Source organism: Enterococcus sp. DIV1094 (assembly GCF_017316305.2).
Classification (GTDB): domain Bacteria; phylum Bacillota; class Bacilli; order Lactobacillales; family Enterococcaceae; genus Enterococcus_B; species Enterococcus_B mangumiae.
Genome location: NZ_CP147250.1, coordinates 2,591,154 through 2,606,527 on the forward strand (window position 1 = coordinate 2,591,154; position 15,374 = coordinate 2,606,527).

The 15,374-nt window shown below is 41.0% G+C and carries 8 protein-coding genes; 7 read left to right on the forward strand and 1 reads right to left on the reverse strand.

Annotated features, from left to right (window positions below; translation table 11 throughout):
* The first annotated feature begins 277 nt into the window (after positions 1-277).
* From DOK79_RS12415 to pheT, 6 genes are all read left to right on the forward strand, one after another.
* Complete coding sequence (locus tag DOK79_RS12415) at positions 278-1,741, forward strand: peptide MFS transporter (RefSeq protein WP_206859415.1); 1,464 nt, start codon at positions 278-280, stop codon at positions 1,739-1,741.
* Positions 1,742-1,880: 139 nt separating this feature from the next.
* Positions 1,881-5,411 (forward strand): PD-(D/E)XK nuclease family protein, encoded by a 3,531-nt coding sequence (locus DOK79_RS12420; RefSeq protein ID WP_206859413.1) that lies wholly within the window; start codon positions 1,881-1,883, stop codon positions 5,409-5,411.
* On the forward strand, positions 5,408-9,127 hold the full coding sequence (gene addA / locus DOK79_RS12425) for a helicase-exonuclease AddAB subunit AddA (RefSeq protein WP_206859410.1): 3,720 nt from the start codon (positions 5,408-5,410) through the stop codon (positions 9,125-9,127). Before DOK79_RS12420 ends, addA begins: the two co-directional genes overlap by 4 nt.
* Before the next feature lie 66 nt (positions 9,128-9,193).
* On the forward strand, positions 9,194-9,535 hold the full coding sequence (locus DOK79_RS12430) for a winged helix-turn-helix transcriptional regulator (protein ID WP_019724054.1): 342 nt from the start codon (positions 9,194-9,196) through the stop codon (positions 9,533-9,535).
* Between the two features lie 309 nt (positions 9,536-9,844).
* Positions 9,845-10,888 (forward strand): phenylalanine--tRNA ligase subunit alpha, encoded by a 1,044-nt coding sequence (gene pheS / locus DOK79_RS12435; protein ID WP_206859408.1) that lies wholly within the window; start codon positions 9,845-9,847, stop codon positions 10,886-10,888.
* 4 nt (positions 10,889-10,892) lie between these two features.
* On the forward strand, positions 10,893-13,313 hold the full coding sequence (gene pheT / locus DOK79_RS12440) for a phenylalanine--tRNA ligase subunit beta (RefSeq protein WP_206859406.1): 2,421 nt from the start codon (positions 10,893-10,895) through the stop codon (positions 13,311-13,313).
* 57 nt (positions 13,314-13,370) lie between these two features.
* Here pheT and trpS read toward each other — a convergent pair whose 3' ends face one another.
* Positions 13,371-14,384, reverse strand: coding sequence for a tryptophan--tRNA ligase (gene trpS, locus DOK79_RS12445; RefSeq protein WP_206858789.1), 1,014 nt, complete (start codon positions 14,382-14,384; stop codon positions 13,371-13,373).
* Positions 14,385-14,635: 251 nt separating this feature from the next.
* Between trpS and DOK79_RS12450 the strand changes: the two genes are divergently transcribed.
* Positions 14,636-15,373 carry an amino acid ABC transporter ATP-binding protein gene (locus tag DOK79_RS12450; protein ID WP_206858790.1) on the forward strand — a complete coding sequence of 246 codons (738 nt, stop codon included), beginning with the start codon at positions 14,636-14,638 and terminating at the stop codon, positions 15,371-15,373.
* Position 15,374 lies beyond the last annotated feature (1 nt).

The window sequence follows — 15,374 nt, forward strand, 5'->3', positions numbered from 1 at the left end:
AAAAAACTTTTTTAAATATAATAATTTTAGATATGATTTAAAGGCCTTGATATAAGACCGTTTACATGACGGATCTAGCGATATTTCTTAGAAGTTGCGAGAAACGAACTATATAATTATTAAAAATAACCTATGTTTTTTCTTATCGTTTTCCCATTGAAATTTTGTTGTATTTATAGAAAATAGGTATATATTTCTTAGATATATATTTTCACACGAATTTTCGGTAAATGTGTGTATTATTTTCTGAAAATTAAAAAGAATTGGGGTATGGAAAATGGAAAAACAAGACAAAGGGTTCTTCGGTCAGCCGAAGGGATTGTCTACATTGTTCTTTACAGAAATGTGGGAACGATTCAGCTATTATGGAATGCGCGCCTTACTGATCTACTATATGTACGATACAGTAGCGAATGGAGGTCTTGGCTTACCTCGAGCAACAGCCTTGTCGATCATGTCGATCTATGGTTCGTTGATCTACATGTCAAGTATCGTCGGCGGTTGGTTTTCTGACCGGGTGTTAGGAGCAAAACGGACTGTCTTTATTGGTGGGGTCTTCATCATGATTGGACATATCGTTCTAGCATTGCCGTTTGGTGTCTCAACTTTATTTATCTCGATGGCATTGATCATCATTGGTACCGCCTTTTTAAAACCGAATGTTTCTGGCATGGTTGGACATTTGTACACTAAAACCGATCTACGAAGAGATGCAGGATTTTCAATCTTTTATATGGGGGTCAATCTTGGGGCATTACTCGCACCGTTGATCGTCGGCACGATTGGGCAAGAGTATAACTATCATTTAGGGTTCTCATTAGCAGCGATTGGTATGTTCTTCGGATTGTTGCAGTATGTGATCCAAGGACGTAAGACGTTGGATGGTGTAGGGATGACAGCACCTAATCCATTGACACAACAAGAACGTAAAGGATTTATCCGCAATGTTGTGATCGCTTTGATCGTATTTGCCATTATTTTTGGCGGGGCACAACTAACTGGACATTTGACGATCGATTTCTTCGTCAATACAATCAGTGTCTTGGGGATCGTTTTACCACTTTATTACTTTATTAAAATGTTGACATCAAAAGATGTATCGACGGAAGAAAAACCAAGAGTATGGGCATATATCCCGTTATTCTTAGCAGCAATCATCTTTTGGTCATTACAAGAACAAGGCTCATCGATCCTTGCTTTATTTGCAAGTGAACGGACACGATCGACTTTGATGGGCATACCGATCCAAGCTAGCTGGTATCAATCATTGAATCCGATTTTTATCTTTATTTTGACACCGGTATTCGTGACATTGTGGACTCGCTTAGGCAAACGTCAACCTTCGACAGTAGTGAAATTCTCGCTAGGTTTACTATTTGCAGGGCTATCTTATCTATTATTGATGTTACCAGGTATGTTATATGGAACAGCTGGCAAAGTAAGTCCGCTTTGGTTGATCGGAAGCTTCTTCATTATTGTGCTTGCTGAACTTTGCTTGTCACCAGTTGGACTATCTGTGACGACGAAATTAGCACCAAGAGCTTTTGAGTCACAAACGATTGCGATCTGGTTCTTAGCGGATGCTTCTTCACAAGCCATCAACGCACAAATCGCTCGTTTTTACACACCGGGTACCGAATCAGCTTACTTCGGGATCATTGGGGTCGTGGCGATCGTAGGTGCAGTGATCTTGTTTGCAATCAAAGAACCAATCAAAAAATTAATGGGTTCGATCCATTAAGCCATGTTTTTGTCGGAGAGGACGATTGTCCATCTCCGGCTTTTTTTATTTCCGAAATTTAGGCGATAATAGAACAAATGTTCAGTTGTTTTTGTTATAATGATGACGTATATCAATTGGGAAAAAAGGAGGAAGCAAGGTGTCGTTACAATTTATCTTGGGGAATGGTCAAAAAGACCACCGTAAAGCACTAATTGATGAAGCAGCCGCTTGGCTTGAAAAAGATGAAACACATCAGGTATTTTTCCTTGTACCTAACTATAATAAATTTGAGCAAGAGCAGGAATTATTAGCCGAGATGCGTAAAAAAAGCGGAAAAAGCTCTTTTAGCACAACGAATATGCAAGTATTCAGTTTCTATCGTTTAGCTTGGTACTTACTGCAACAAACCACGTTGCTTTCAGGAAATGAATTGACGGAAGCTGGTTCAGCGATGATCCTACGTCAGATTTTAGAAAAGAAACAAGAGGAACTGACGATTTTTCGAGGAGAAATCAGAAAAAAAGGCTTCATTCGTCAGTTGCAAGAATTATATAGCGAATTACAGGTAGGGAAGATAGCACCAACTGACTTGCTGACATCTGTGACAGGCGAGTCACCAAGAGATGAGGATCGTCAATTAAAAATGAAGGATCTGCAATTGATCTTCACCGCTTTTGAAGAGGAGTTGCTTCAACGAGCGCTCCAATCGGAAGATGCGTTAACCGTATTAGCAAATTATATGGCAACTCAGGATTATCGAAACATAAAATTTTTAGTCAGTGGATTTGCGCGAATCAATGCGCAAGAATTCCAATTGATGCAAAAAATGATGGAAAAGGGTCAGCTTGTCGTTGATCTCTTATTGGATCGTCCTTATAAATCCGACTTGCCTGATCCATTGACCTTGTTTTACAACACAGGTAAGGTTTATTTTCAACTACTGAACGCTGCACGAGAACAAAGTGTCCCTGTGGGAGTCGATCATTATGCACCGGCACGAGCATATAAAAATGAACTTCAATCGTTACAACAAATGTGGGAAGAAACTTCCAGTCACCAGAAAAGCACACCAACAAAGATTGGTGCGCAAGAGACACTACATCTATGGGAAGCAGAAAATCCAACGGAAGAAGTTCGCCAATTAGCGGTGGAGATCCGGCGTTTGGTCAGCCAAGAAGGGTTTCGTTATAAAGACATCCAAGTATTGACAAAGGATATGACGCTATACGGAAATCTATTGCGACCGATTTTCCAAGAAATGGCGATCCCTTTTTATTTGGACGAAGAACAACTGATGGAAAACCATCCATTGATCGAATGGATCAATAGCCTATTTGCTTTGGATCGTTACCAGTATCGTTTAAACGATATCATGCGTTTCTTTAAAACTGAGTTAACGATCGGTACACCAACCGATGAACTAGATCTTGATACGTGGCAGACGGCCAGAAACCAGTTTCGCACGGATCTGGATATCACAGAAAATGTTGCTTTAGCATACAACTATCAAGGCAATTATTGGCTTCGAGAAAAAGATTGGCAGTTTGTCGCCTATGATTTTGAAGCAGAACAGCTAGAAGACGTCAAACAGTTGGAAGAGCAATCAAATACAATCCGCAGACTATTTCGTGCGCTGGTGCCTGTATTTATTGGGGAAATCAAGAAATGTCAAACAGGACAAGAAGCAGTCACGTTGTTTTATCAGTTCTTGATCGAAAGTGGCGTGCAACAACAATTACTTTTCTGGCGTGACCAAGAAGTAGCCAGAGGAAACTTAGCTGCGGCTAGAAACCATGAACAAACCTGGGGTGCTTTGATGGATCTTTTGGATGAATATTCATTGATCTATGGAGAAACACCATTTGACTGGTCCTTGTTTCAAGAGATCATCACTAGTGGCTTAGAAAATCTTAGCTATGGGAAGATCCCTACGGCAATCGATCAAGTACGGATCAACCGTTTGGAACTTGTACGTGCGAATCAAGCGAAGGTCACATTTGCAGTTGGCTTGAATGATCAGGTGTTCCCAGATCGCCATGAAACGAAAGGCTTATTATCTAGCGAAGAACGAGAAGCGTTGAATCAAGGGCTGGCTGATGATCAATTTTTATTTGATCCCGCAAAGGAGAGTATGTCATTTGAACCTTTTCAAGCTTATTTAGTGTTTGCCTCGGGAACTGAACGGTTGTACTTGAGCTATGCGCAAAGCTATGATACAAATCGCTTGAAAATGTCTCCTTATTTGAAACGAGTCGTCGATTATCTGGGTATTCCGGTCGAAGCAAAATGCCAGTTGCAGTTGACGAGTGAACCCGATTGCTACGTGGGAACATACCGTAGTGGCATCAATACGATCAATCGCGTCTACCGTTTAGCAAAAGAAGCAAAACAGGCTGTGCCGCTTTATTGGCAACAATTAAAAGATTTGGTGCTTCGTTCTAACGAACGGAATTTTGCGTTGACGATCTTTGAAAGTCAAGATCACCTGAATGTTCCTGTATCTTTGTCAGAAGAGATGGCAGAGGCTTTATACGGTAAAGAAATCTATACGTCGATCTCACGGATGGAAAACTTCTATAATTGTGAATATAAGTATTTTGTTCAATTTGGCTTGAAGCTGAAAGAACGTAATATTTATGGTTTGACACCAGCTGCTACCGGTGATTTTTATCATGAGTCACTCGATCGTTTTTTCAAGTTGTTATTCTCCAATCAACTTTCACTCGTAGCAATGTCTGAGAAAGAGCGTCAAGAATTTACTGAAAAAGTGTTACAAGAAGTGTTCGGTGAATTGCGTTTTGAGATTTTAGATAGTTCTGCACGAATGAACTATATCCGTTACCAATTAGGACAAACGATTCAAAAAGTGGCGTGGGCGTTACAAAAACAAAGTAAGAACACTGGTATGAAACCCTTACAAACAGAGATTTTATTTGGACAGATTGCTGGTGCTCGAGGGATTCCTGGGCTTGAGATCCCTTTGGATAAGGGCGGGAAGCTCCATGTACGTGGAAAAATCGATCGGATCGATGTCGCAACTGAACAAAGTGATACGTGGTTGAGTGTCGTGGACTATAAATCAAGTGGCCGTTCCTTTGACGTGACAGAAGCATATTATGGGATGGCGATGCAGCTATTGACCTATCTTGATGTGGCGTTGATGGATGCCGTACGTTTAACCGGCAAGGCAGCAGTCAAACCGGCAGGCTCTTATTACTTGCATGTGCATAATCCAGTGCTGACGGATACGACAAATGTCGAGAAAAACACGTTAAAGAAATTCAGCTATGATGGGGTTTTTGTCGATGATCCAGGCTTATTAGAAGTACTCGATCATTCATTGGAAGCGAAAGAAAGTTCACTGATCTATCCGGTGAAGAAAAATGCCAAAGACGAGCTGCAAAAAGGCAGTTATAGCAAAGAAAAATTTTATACAGAAGAAGAACTGCAATTGTTCATGAATCATAATCGCGAGAATATGCGTTTAGCTGGTGAGGCAATCACATCCGGAGAGATCAAACTGAATCCAGCCTATAAAGACAAACAAAGAATCGCTTGTGAATATTGCCCGTTCCGAAGTATCTGTACGTTCGATGTCATGCTGAAAGAAAACAATTACCATCGTTTAGAAAAGCTTGATAAAGAAGAAGCACTACGCAGAATATTGAAAAGGAGTGAAGAAGAGTGACCTCAATTCCTTTAAAACCAGAAAATGAGCGCTTTACCGATGAACAGTGGCAAGCTATTTTTGATCAAGGAGATAATCTTCTTGTTTCGGCATCGGCTGGTTCAGGTAAAACAACTGTTTTAGTTCGCCGAGTGATCGAGAAACTAAAAATGGGGGTCAACATCGATGAGCTGTTGATCGTCACGTTTACGGAAGCCGCTGCAAGAGAAATGAAAGAACGCATCCAGTCTGCGTTACAAGAAGCAGTCAATAGTGAAAGTGATCCGGTTTGGCAAAAACATTTTACGAAACAGCTTGTGTTGCTCCCAACAGCAAACATCTCAACACTCCATGCGTTTTGTTTGACTGTCATCCGTAAATATTATTATTTGATCGATATCGATCCAGTGTTTCGAATGTTGACAGATGAAACAGAGACGATCTTGATGAAAGAAGATGTGTGGGATGAAATCAGAGAACAGCTGTACGCTGAAAACCAAGAAAACTTCTTTCGCTTGACGATGAACTTCTCAAATGATCGTTCAGATGATGGGTTGACGAATCTCGTGTTTTCTCTCTATGATTTTGCCCGTGCAAATCCTGATCCTATCGCTTGGTTGGACCGTTTATCTGAAGCCTATCGCTTAGAAGGTGGGTTAGCAGCTTCTACGTTGTATCAAGAACAGATCCGGCCATTGGTTTTAGCTGACTTACTTCATTGCACACAACTCTATGAAGAAATGGTTGTTTTGGCACAAGAGGAAGGGCTAGAAAAAATGTTGGAACAAGTTGCCCAAGAGCAGGCAAGTATCCAACAAATCTATGAAGGATTCGTCAGTGATGAATTAGAGAATGCTTATCAAGGATTAGAAAATTTGACCTTCTCAACATTCAAAAGCAGTCGCAAAGCGGAGTTGAAAGAGCGTTCGGCTGAAGTCAAGGCGTTAAGAGATCGTGCCAAAAAAATCTTGCAACAAATCGGTAAAAGCTATTTCCCAGTTTCACCCGCACAAATCGAAGAGTTAAGCCAAAAAGCGTTACCTCTCGTTGAACAAATGACGGAAGTCACTAAACTTTTCATGGAAGGATTCAGTGCGCGCAAACGCGAAAAAGGCGTACTGGATTTTAACGATTTGGAACACTTAGCGCTACAAATACTGACGAAACAGCAAGAAGAAGCGTGGCAACCAAGTGAAGCCTCGGATTATTATCGCAGGAAGTTCAAAGAAGTGATGGTCGATGAATACCAAGACGTCAACCAGCTACAAGAAGAATTACTTTATTGGGTCAGAGAACCGGATGAAGAAAAAGGCAATCTCTTTATGGTAGGGGATGTCAAACAGTCGATCTATTCGTTCCGTTTAGCTGATCCCACCCTTTTTATCAATAAATATGAGAAATTTTCGGAAGAAAGAGGCGGACGACGGATCGTCTTAGCTGAAAATTTCCGCTCACGGCAAGAAGTTTTGGCATTTACCAATTTGATCTTTGAACAATTGATGGACCCGACAGTCGGACAGATCGCCTACGATGAAGCGGCTAGACTTGTCCTTGGTTTTTCTGGTTTCCCAGAGAATGAGCGATTTTCACCAGAGATTCTGATTTATGAAAAAGCCCAAGAAACATCAGAAATCGAACTACCCATGGATGAAGTATTGGAAGATAAAACAGAAGGCGAATTGTTTATGACAGGATTAAAGATCCGTCAGCTGATCGATTCACAGTTCATGATCTACGATAAAAAAAGGCAAGAAGAACGGCCAATCGAATACAAAGATATCGTTTTGCTGACGCCGACGAAGAAAAACAATCTGACAATCTTAGAAGTGTTCAAAACCTTTGATATTCCCTTAGAGTTAAATGATGCTCAAAATTATTTCCAAGCAACCGAGATCCGCACGATGATCTCCTTGCTGCAACTGATCGACAATCCTTATCAGGATATCCCGTTGGCTTCTGTCCTTCGTTCGCCGATCGTCGGCTTGATCGAACCAGAATTAGCGCGTATTCGCTTAGCAGATCAGGCGCATACTTACTATGATGCAGTGCTAGCTTATCAAAATAATAACGAAGACGAGTTGTCGGCTAAACTCCTTCATTTTAACGAGCAATTACAACAATGGCGGGAGTTAGCACGTCGTTCTTCAATCACTGATCTGTTATGGGAAATCTATTACCAAACGGGCTATTTGGAATACGTCGTAGGGTTATCAGCTGGTGCGCAGCGTCAAGCGAATCTTTATGCGTTAGTGGATCGTGCGAAAGCTTACGAACAAAGCTCTTTTCGCGGACTTTACCAGTTTGTCCGCTTTATTGAAAAAATGCAGGAAAAAGACAAAGATTTAGCTGAACCTGTCCTTGCTTCCAGTGACAATGCCGTTCGTGTCATGACTATCCATGCCAGTAAAGGATTAGAGTTCCCAATCGTCTTTTTATTAGATATGACGAAGCAATTCAATTTGCAAGACTTAAAAAACCGCTATGCTTTTGAAGAAAAACTCGGTGCAGGGGTCCGCTATATGGAGCCAGATACTCGGGTCTTATATGATACCTTGCCTTATCAAGCCATCAAATTAGCGAAACAGAAAAAACTGCTCTCGGAAGAAATGCGTAAATTATACGTGGGCTTGACACGAGCAGAGCAAAAATTGTTTATTGTCGGTTCCTATAAAAGCAAAGAAGACACGTTCAAAGCTTGGTCAGAAGCAAGCGAACAACCTGACTTAGTGCTAGATCCAGTGATTCGTCTGAAAAGTATGAGTAGTTTGATGAATTGGATCGGCTATAGTTTGATCCGCCATCCGAAAATGACTGAATACTTCCCAGAAGCTACACCGTTGCCACAACTAAAAGCTTCGCCTGGAGACTTTACGATCACTTGGATGAATCAAGAAGAGGTCATCGCACAACGCCAAGCGTTAGCAACAAAAGAAGAACAAGCAGAAGAGCAGGTAAGCGATCAAACACCATTGTCCGCAGATCTAAAAACTCGTTTAGCGTTTGCTTATCCTTATGAAGCTTCTTCGCAAACGACTAGTTATCAATCTGTTTCTGAGATCAAACGTCTTTTTGAAGACCCGGATGATTCACCAGATGCACGATTGACCTGGGAAAGAAGTGATAAAAAAGCATTTGCACAACCGTTCAGGTATACACAAGATCAGTTGGCAGAACCCCGTTTTTTACAAAAAGAGCGTAAAGTTTCTGCCGCAGCAGTGGGGACTGCGACACACTTTCTGTTACAGTTATTACCATTGGAAAACTTGACGAAAGAGCGAGTCGAAAAAGAATTAGCGATACTGGTCAAAAAACGCTTGGTGGATGAGAAAGTTGATAAAAGAGTACCGATTGCAGCTATTCTTTGGTTCTATGAATCATTTCTTGGCCAATCATTGATCGAACATTCAGAAAAAGTCAAACGAGAACAACCATTTTCAATGCTTCTCCAAGCAGAAAAAGTATTCAAAGAATATCCAAATGATCAAGACGAATTATTAGTCCATGGGATCGTGGACGGGTATCTCGACTTTGATGAGTATGTACAGCTTTATGATTTCAAGACCGATTTTATCTTGCACCCAGAAGATCCTGAGGAAATAGAAAAGGTCATCAGCAAATACCGTGGTCAATTGAACCTCTACCAACGAGCATTGAGCGAAGCGTTGAATAAACCCGTACAAGATGTCTTTCTAGTGTTATTACAAGCGAAGAAAATAATAAATCTTAATAAAGAATAAGAATTGAGCAAACTGGACTTACACTTTGTAAGTAATATGCTATACTCATAAAAAGAGGTGAGTAAGATGGAGCTAACACAGACAGAATTCATTCTGTGTCCCAAATTTGAAAAAACATTCTCGATTTTAGGAAAAAAATGGAATGGATTGATTATCGATGTATTACTCGAAAATGGTCCGCAGCGCTTTGTTGATCTCTCTGCAAAAATCCCAATGGTCAGTGACCGTGTCTTGGTCGAACGATTAAAAGAATTAGAAAAAGAAAAAATCGTAACGCGTAATTTTTCATGCAATGAATCGAGTCGTTCTGAATATATGCTGACTGAAAAAGGGGCAGATTTACAAAAAGCGATGGTCCAGTTACAACTTTGGAGTGAGAAATGGGTCACACCCGAAGAATGCAGTTGATTTTGTCTCAAAAATCTTGTACACTGGTTTTTAGTTGAATAAACAAAAAAGAACGATGACGAAAAAGAGTAGTTTGGTTGAACCAGTCAAGGGAGATCTGTCATAGACTGAAAGCAGATCCTGTGTTTGAAAAATGAAGTTCACTTTCCGAGTTCGTCTGGATTTTTTTCAGACCGGCAGAACGTCTGTCGTTAATAAAATGAGTGTACGGTCGTTTGGATCGTAAATTAGGATGGTAACGCGAAGACCTCGTTCCTTGATAGGAATGAGGTCTTTTTTGCATTTGAATTTTAAAGGAGGAAATTGCGCATGTCTTTACAAGCACAACTCGAAAGCTTGAAGGAAGCAACGATCGTCAAGATCAAGCAAGTACAGGATCTAAAAGAATTAAATCAGATCCGTGTCGAAACACTAGGAAAAAAAGGACCAATCACTGAGGTCTTGCGAGGAATGAAAGATTTAAGTCCGGAAGAGCGTCCAAAAGTGGGAAGCTTTGCCAATGAGATCCGTGATCTATTGACACAAGAGATCGAGGAAAGAAAAGCAGTCTTAGAAACTGCTGCCATGAATGCAGCATTAGAAAAAGAAACCATCGACGTGACACTGCCAGGTCGTTCAGTCAAACAAGGCACACGCCACATCTTGACACAGATCATGGAAGAAATCGAAGATATTTTTGTTGGTATGGGCTATCAAATCGTTGAAGGCTATGAAGTGGAGTCAGATCATTATAACTTCGAACGAATGAATTTACCAAAAGATCATCCAGCTCGTGATATGCAAGATACCTTCTATATTTCAGAAGAAATTTTGATCCGTACGCATACGTCGCCTGTCCAAGCACGGACAATGGAAAAACATGACTTTTCAAAAGGCGCGCTACGTATGATCTCACCTGGGAAAGTTTTCCGACGTGATACAGATGATGCAACGCATAGTCATCAATTCCATCAGATCGAAGGATTAGTGATCGATAAGAATGTCACGATGGGAGATCTGAAAGGCACATTGGAAGTCGTGATGAAGAAGATGTTCGGTGAAGATCGCCAAATCCGTTTACGACCAAGTTATTTCCCGTTCACAGAGCCTTCTGTTGAAGTCGATGTCAGCTGTTTCAAATGCGGTGGATCAGGCTGTAACGTCTGCAAACACACCGGCTGGATCGAAATTTTAGGCGCTGGGATGGTTCATCCGAATGTTTTGGAAATGTCAGGGATCGATCCTGAAGAATACTCCGGTTTTGCTTTTGGACTGGGACCAGATCGTGTCGCAATGTTACGCTATGGTGTCAACGATATTCGTAATTTCTATCAAAATGACTTGCGCTTCTTAAGTCAGTTCAAGGGGGAGTAAAAGAATGTTAGTATCATATAAATGGTTGAATCAATACATTGATTTATCAAATGTGACACCGCAAGAACTTGCGGATAAAATGTCGGTCACAGGAATCGAAGTCGAAGGGGTCACTGTACCTGAAGAAGGCTTGAAGAAAATCGTTGTGGGAGAAGTGAAGGAATGTGTCCCACATCCTGATTCTGATCACCTATCGATCTGTCAAGTAGACATCGGTGAGGAAGAATTATCACAAATCGTTTGTGGTGCGCCGAATGTCAAAGCAGGAATCAAAGTCATTGTGGCTTTACCAAATTCACGGATTGCAGGCAATGTCAAAATCAAAAAAGGAAAAATGCGCGGACAAGTCTCTAATGGGATGATCTGTGCGTTACAAGAAATTGGTTATTCTGACAGTGTCGTACCTAAAGAATATTCAGAAGGTATCTACTATTTACCACAAGAAGCGGTCAACGGTGAACCAGTCTTTTCTTATTTAGATATGGATGATGCGATCATCGAATTATCGATCACACCAAACCGTGCGGATGCCTTATCAATGAGAGGTGTGGCTTATGAAGTCGGCGCAATCTATCGCCAAACACCGACATTCAATGAGGAAGAATTAGTAGAAGTCGATCGTAAAGCTTTAGAAAAAATTGCGGTAACAGTGGAAGACAAGGAATTGGTACCAGCTTATCAAATCCGCATCATTGAAAACGTCAAGATCCAATCGAGTCCACAATGGCTGCAAAATATTTTGATGAATGAAGGAATCCGCCCAATCAACAATGTCGTGGATATCACAAACTATATCTTATTATTGTTCGGCCAACCATTACATGCGTTTGACTATGATAAGTTAGGCACAGAAGAAATCGTGGTGCGTCACGCAGCAGAAGAAGAAAACCTTGTGACGTTGGATGGCGAAACTCGCACATTGACAGCAGAAGATCTAGTCATCACGAACGGTCAAGTACCAGTGGCTTTAGCTGGTGTCATGGGCGGACTTGATTCAGAGATCACAGAAACAACCACAACTGTGGCATTAGAATCTGCTTTATTCGACCCAATCTCGATTCGCCGAACAGCGAAACGTTTCAATCTTCGTAGTGAATCATCTGCGCGTTTTGAAAAAGGCATCAATAAAGCAACTGTAGGCGAAGCAAGTGATGTGGCTGCGGCAATGATCGTTGCTTTAGCAGGCGGAGAAGTGTTACAAGGTGCTGTCAAAGGCTCTGAGTATCAAGCAGAAGAAGTAAAAGTGCAAATCACATTGGATCGTATCAACCATTATTTAGGTACAGCATTGACTGTATCTGAAGTCAGTGAGATTTTTGAAGCATTAGGATTCGGCTATCAAGTCGAAGGTGAAGCATATACAGTCATCGTGCCGCCAAGACGTTGGGATATCCAGATCGAAGCAGATATTATTGAAGAAGTAGCACGTATCTATGGCTACGATCGTCTGCCTTCAACGTTACCAAGTGGCGAAACAGTTGCAGGAAGCTTGACACAAGAACAAGCGACTACGCGTAAGATCCGTACGTTACTGGAAGGTAGCGGATTAAGTGAAGCAATCAGTTATGCGCTGACCACAGAAGAAAAATCTCGTCAATTCGCGTTGAAAGAAACAGCAATCACTCGCTTGGATTGGCCAATGAGTGAAGACCGTTCTGTCTTACGCATGAACTTGATCAGTGGTCTATTAGATAACGTCCAATATAACACGGCACGTAAAAATGCGGATATCGCATTTTATGAAGTGGGTCGCGTATTCTATCAAGAAAACGATCCATTGACTCATCTACCACAAGAAGTCACTCACGTAGCTCTTGCAGTAACTGGTACATGGGCAGAGAAAAGTTGGCAAAGTAAGCCGCAAGCAGTTGACTTCTTTACTGTCAAAGGGATCTTGGCAAATGTTTTTGAACAGCTTTCATTGGCTGATGACATCAGTTACCAAGCATTGACAACAATCAAAGAACTTCATCCAGGTCGTACTGCGGCAATTTATTTAGGGGAGACAATGATCGGCTTTGTTGGTCAAGTCCATCCGATGACCGCAAAAGCTTACGATATTCCAGAAACATATGTTGCTGAGTTTGATTTAGCGACCGTCGTTGAAGCAGCTCAAAAAGGGATCACATTCCGACCGGTGACAAAATTCCCAAGTGTGACGCGTGACATTGCGATGTTAGTTGCTGAAAATGTGACGAACCAAGAAATCGTTCGCACAATCCAATCAGCTGCTGGCCGTTTCTTGACAAATGTTGAACTATTCGATGTATATCAAGGTGCAAACATCGAAGCAGGACACAAATCAGTTGCGTATACATTAAGTTTTGAAAACCCAGAAGCAACACTAACGGACGAAGAAATCAATCAAGCGATGAGCAAAGTTGAGAAGGCGTTGGCAGAAACAGTCAATGCAAGTATTCGTTAATATTAAATCGACAAAAAAATTGGAACAAGGTCATTGAATGACCTTGTTCCAATTTTTTTATTTGTTGAAGTAATTGATGCCCATTGCTGCTTTCACTTCCGAAAGTGTAGCTGCGGCAACTTTGGCAGCTTCTCCACTACCATGACGTAAGATATCCATCACCGCTTGTGGGTCCTTCGCCAACTCTTCACGACGTGCGCGGATCGGCGCGAACTCAGCCTCCAACACATCAATCAAGTAACGTTTGATTTTCACATCACCTAGACCGCCACGACGATAATGAGCTTTCATTTCTTCGATCGCTTCTTTATCTGTACCAAAAACATCTAAGTAAGTAAAGACCATATTGCCTTCCACTTGTCCTGGATCTTGGACATGGATGTGATTTGGGTCGGTATACATACTCATGACTTTTTTCTGCAAGACATCAGCAGGATCAGAAATGTAGATGCCGTTACCTAATGATTTACTCATTTTTCCGTTACCATCGATGCCTGGTAAACGTCCCATTCCTTTAGGAGGAAAGACGCCTTTAGGCTCAACGAGTACTTCACCATACGTATGATTGAAACTTTGGACGATTTCTTGTGTTTGTTCTAACATTGGTTTTTGATCTTCACCAACTGGCACGAGGTTTGCTTTGAACGCAGTAATGTCAGCAGCTTGTGAGACAGGGTAGATGAAGAAACCTGTTGGGACACTTTCACCAAATTTCTTTTGCTCGATCTCCGTTTTTACAGTAGGGTTACGACGGACACGACCCACACTCACTAAGTTTAAGTAATACATTGTCAACTCTGCTAATTCAGGGATCTGCGATTGGATGAACAATGTTGATTTGGCAGGATCTAACCCGACCGCTAAGTAATCTAAAGCAACTTCTAATACATTGGAAGATACTTTTTCCGGATTTTTGGCATTATCAGTCAATGCTTGCATATCCGCGATCATCACAAATAACTGATTCGCTTCATCTGCTTGCATTTCTACACGTTTTTTTAATGACCCGACATAATGGCCTAAGTGTAGTTTGCCAGTAGGACGGTCTCCTGTTAAAATAATATTTTTCAAAAAAGAACACCTCTTTTTAATTTGTCAGACTAATACTTAATATCTTACCGTTTTTTTACCGAATAGACAACAGTCCAGACGGAAATCATCGAAAAAAGTAGCTGAAAAATCGTTATTTATACCAATTATAAAAGAAAAGGGATGGGTAATTTTCTTGGAAACTTTACAAGTTGCCAAAGTTTCAGATATAATGTGTTCTATTATATTACTTTAAAAGAAATCTTACTAAATAATAATGGGAGTGTAATGATATGACAATGATTAAATTTGACAGTGTGGAAAAGTATTACGGCAAATTCCATGCTTTGAAAAACATCAATCTTGAATTTGAAAAAGGAGAAGTCGTCGTTGTCATTGGTCCATCAGGATCAGGGAAAAGTACGATGCTACGCTGTATCAACGGCTTAGAAACAATTACTTCAGGAAAACTTTTGATCAATGATGTCGATATTCGTGACAAGAAAACGAAACTGACGGAGATCAGAAAAAATGTTGGGATGGTATTTCAACATTTCAATCTTTACCCAAATAAAACGGTTCTGGAAAATATCACCCTAGCACCGATCAAAGTGTTAAAACAAGATGAAGCGACTGCTGTGAAAAATGCAGAGAAATTTTTAAAAACGGTCAACATGTTAGACAAAAAAGATTCGTATCCATCAATGTTATCTGGAGGACAACAACAGCGTGTGGCGATTGCTCGCGGCTTAGCGATGAATCCTGAAATGCTGTTATTTGACGAGCCAACATCTGCGTTAGACCCAGAAATGATCGGTGATGTTTTGGACGTAATGAAAAAACTGGCAAGAGATGGGATGTCAATGATCGTCGTGACCCATGAGATGGGCTTTGCCAAAGAAGTGGCTGATCGTGTCATCTTTATGGCTGACGGTCAAGTATTAGAAGATAGTCGCGATGTACGAAATTTCTTTGATGATCCAAAAGAAGAACGTGCAAAACAATTTATCAGTAAAGTAATCAACCATTGAT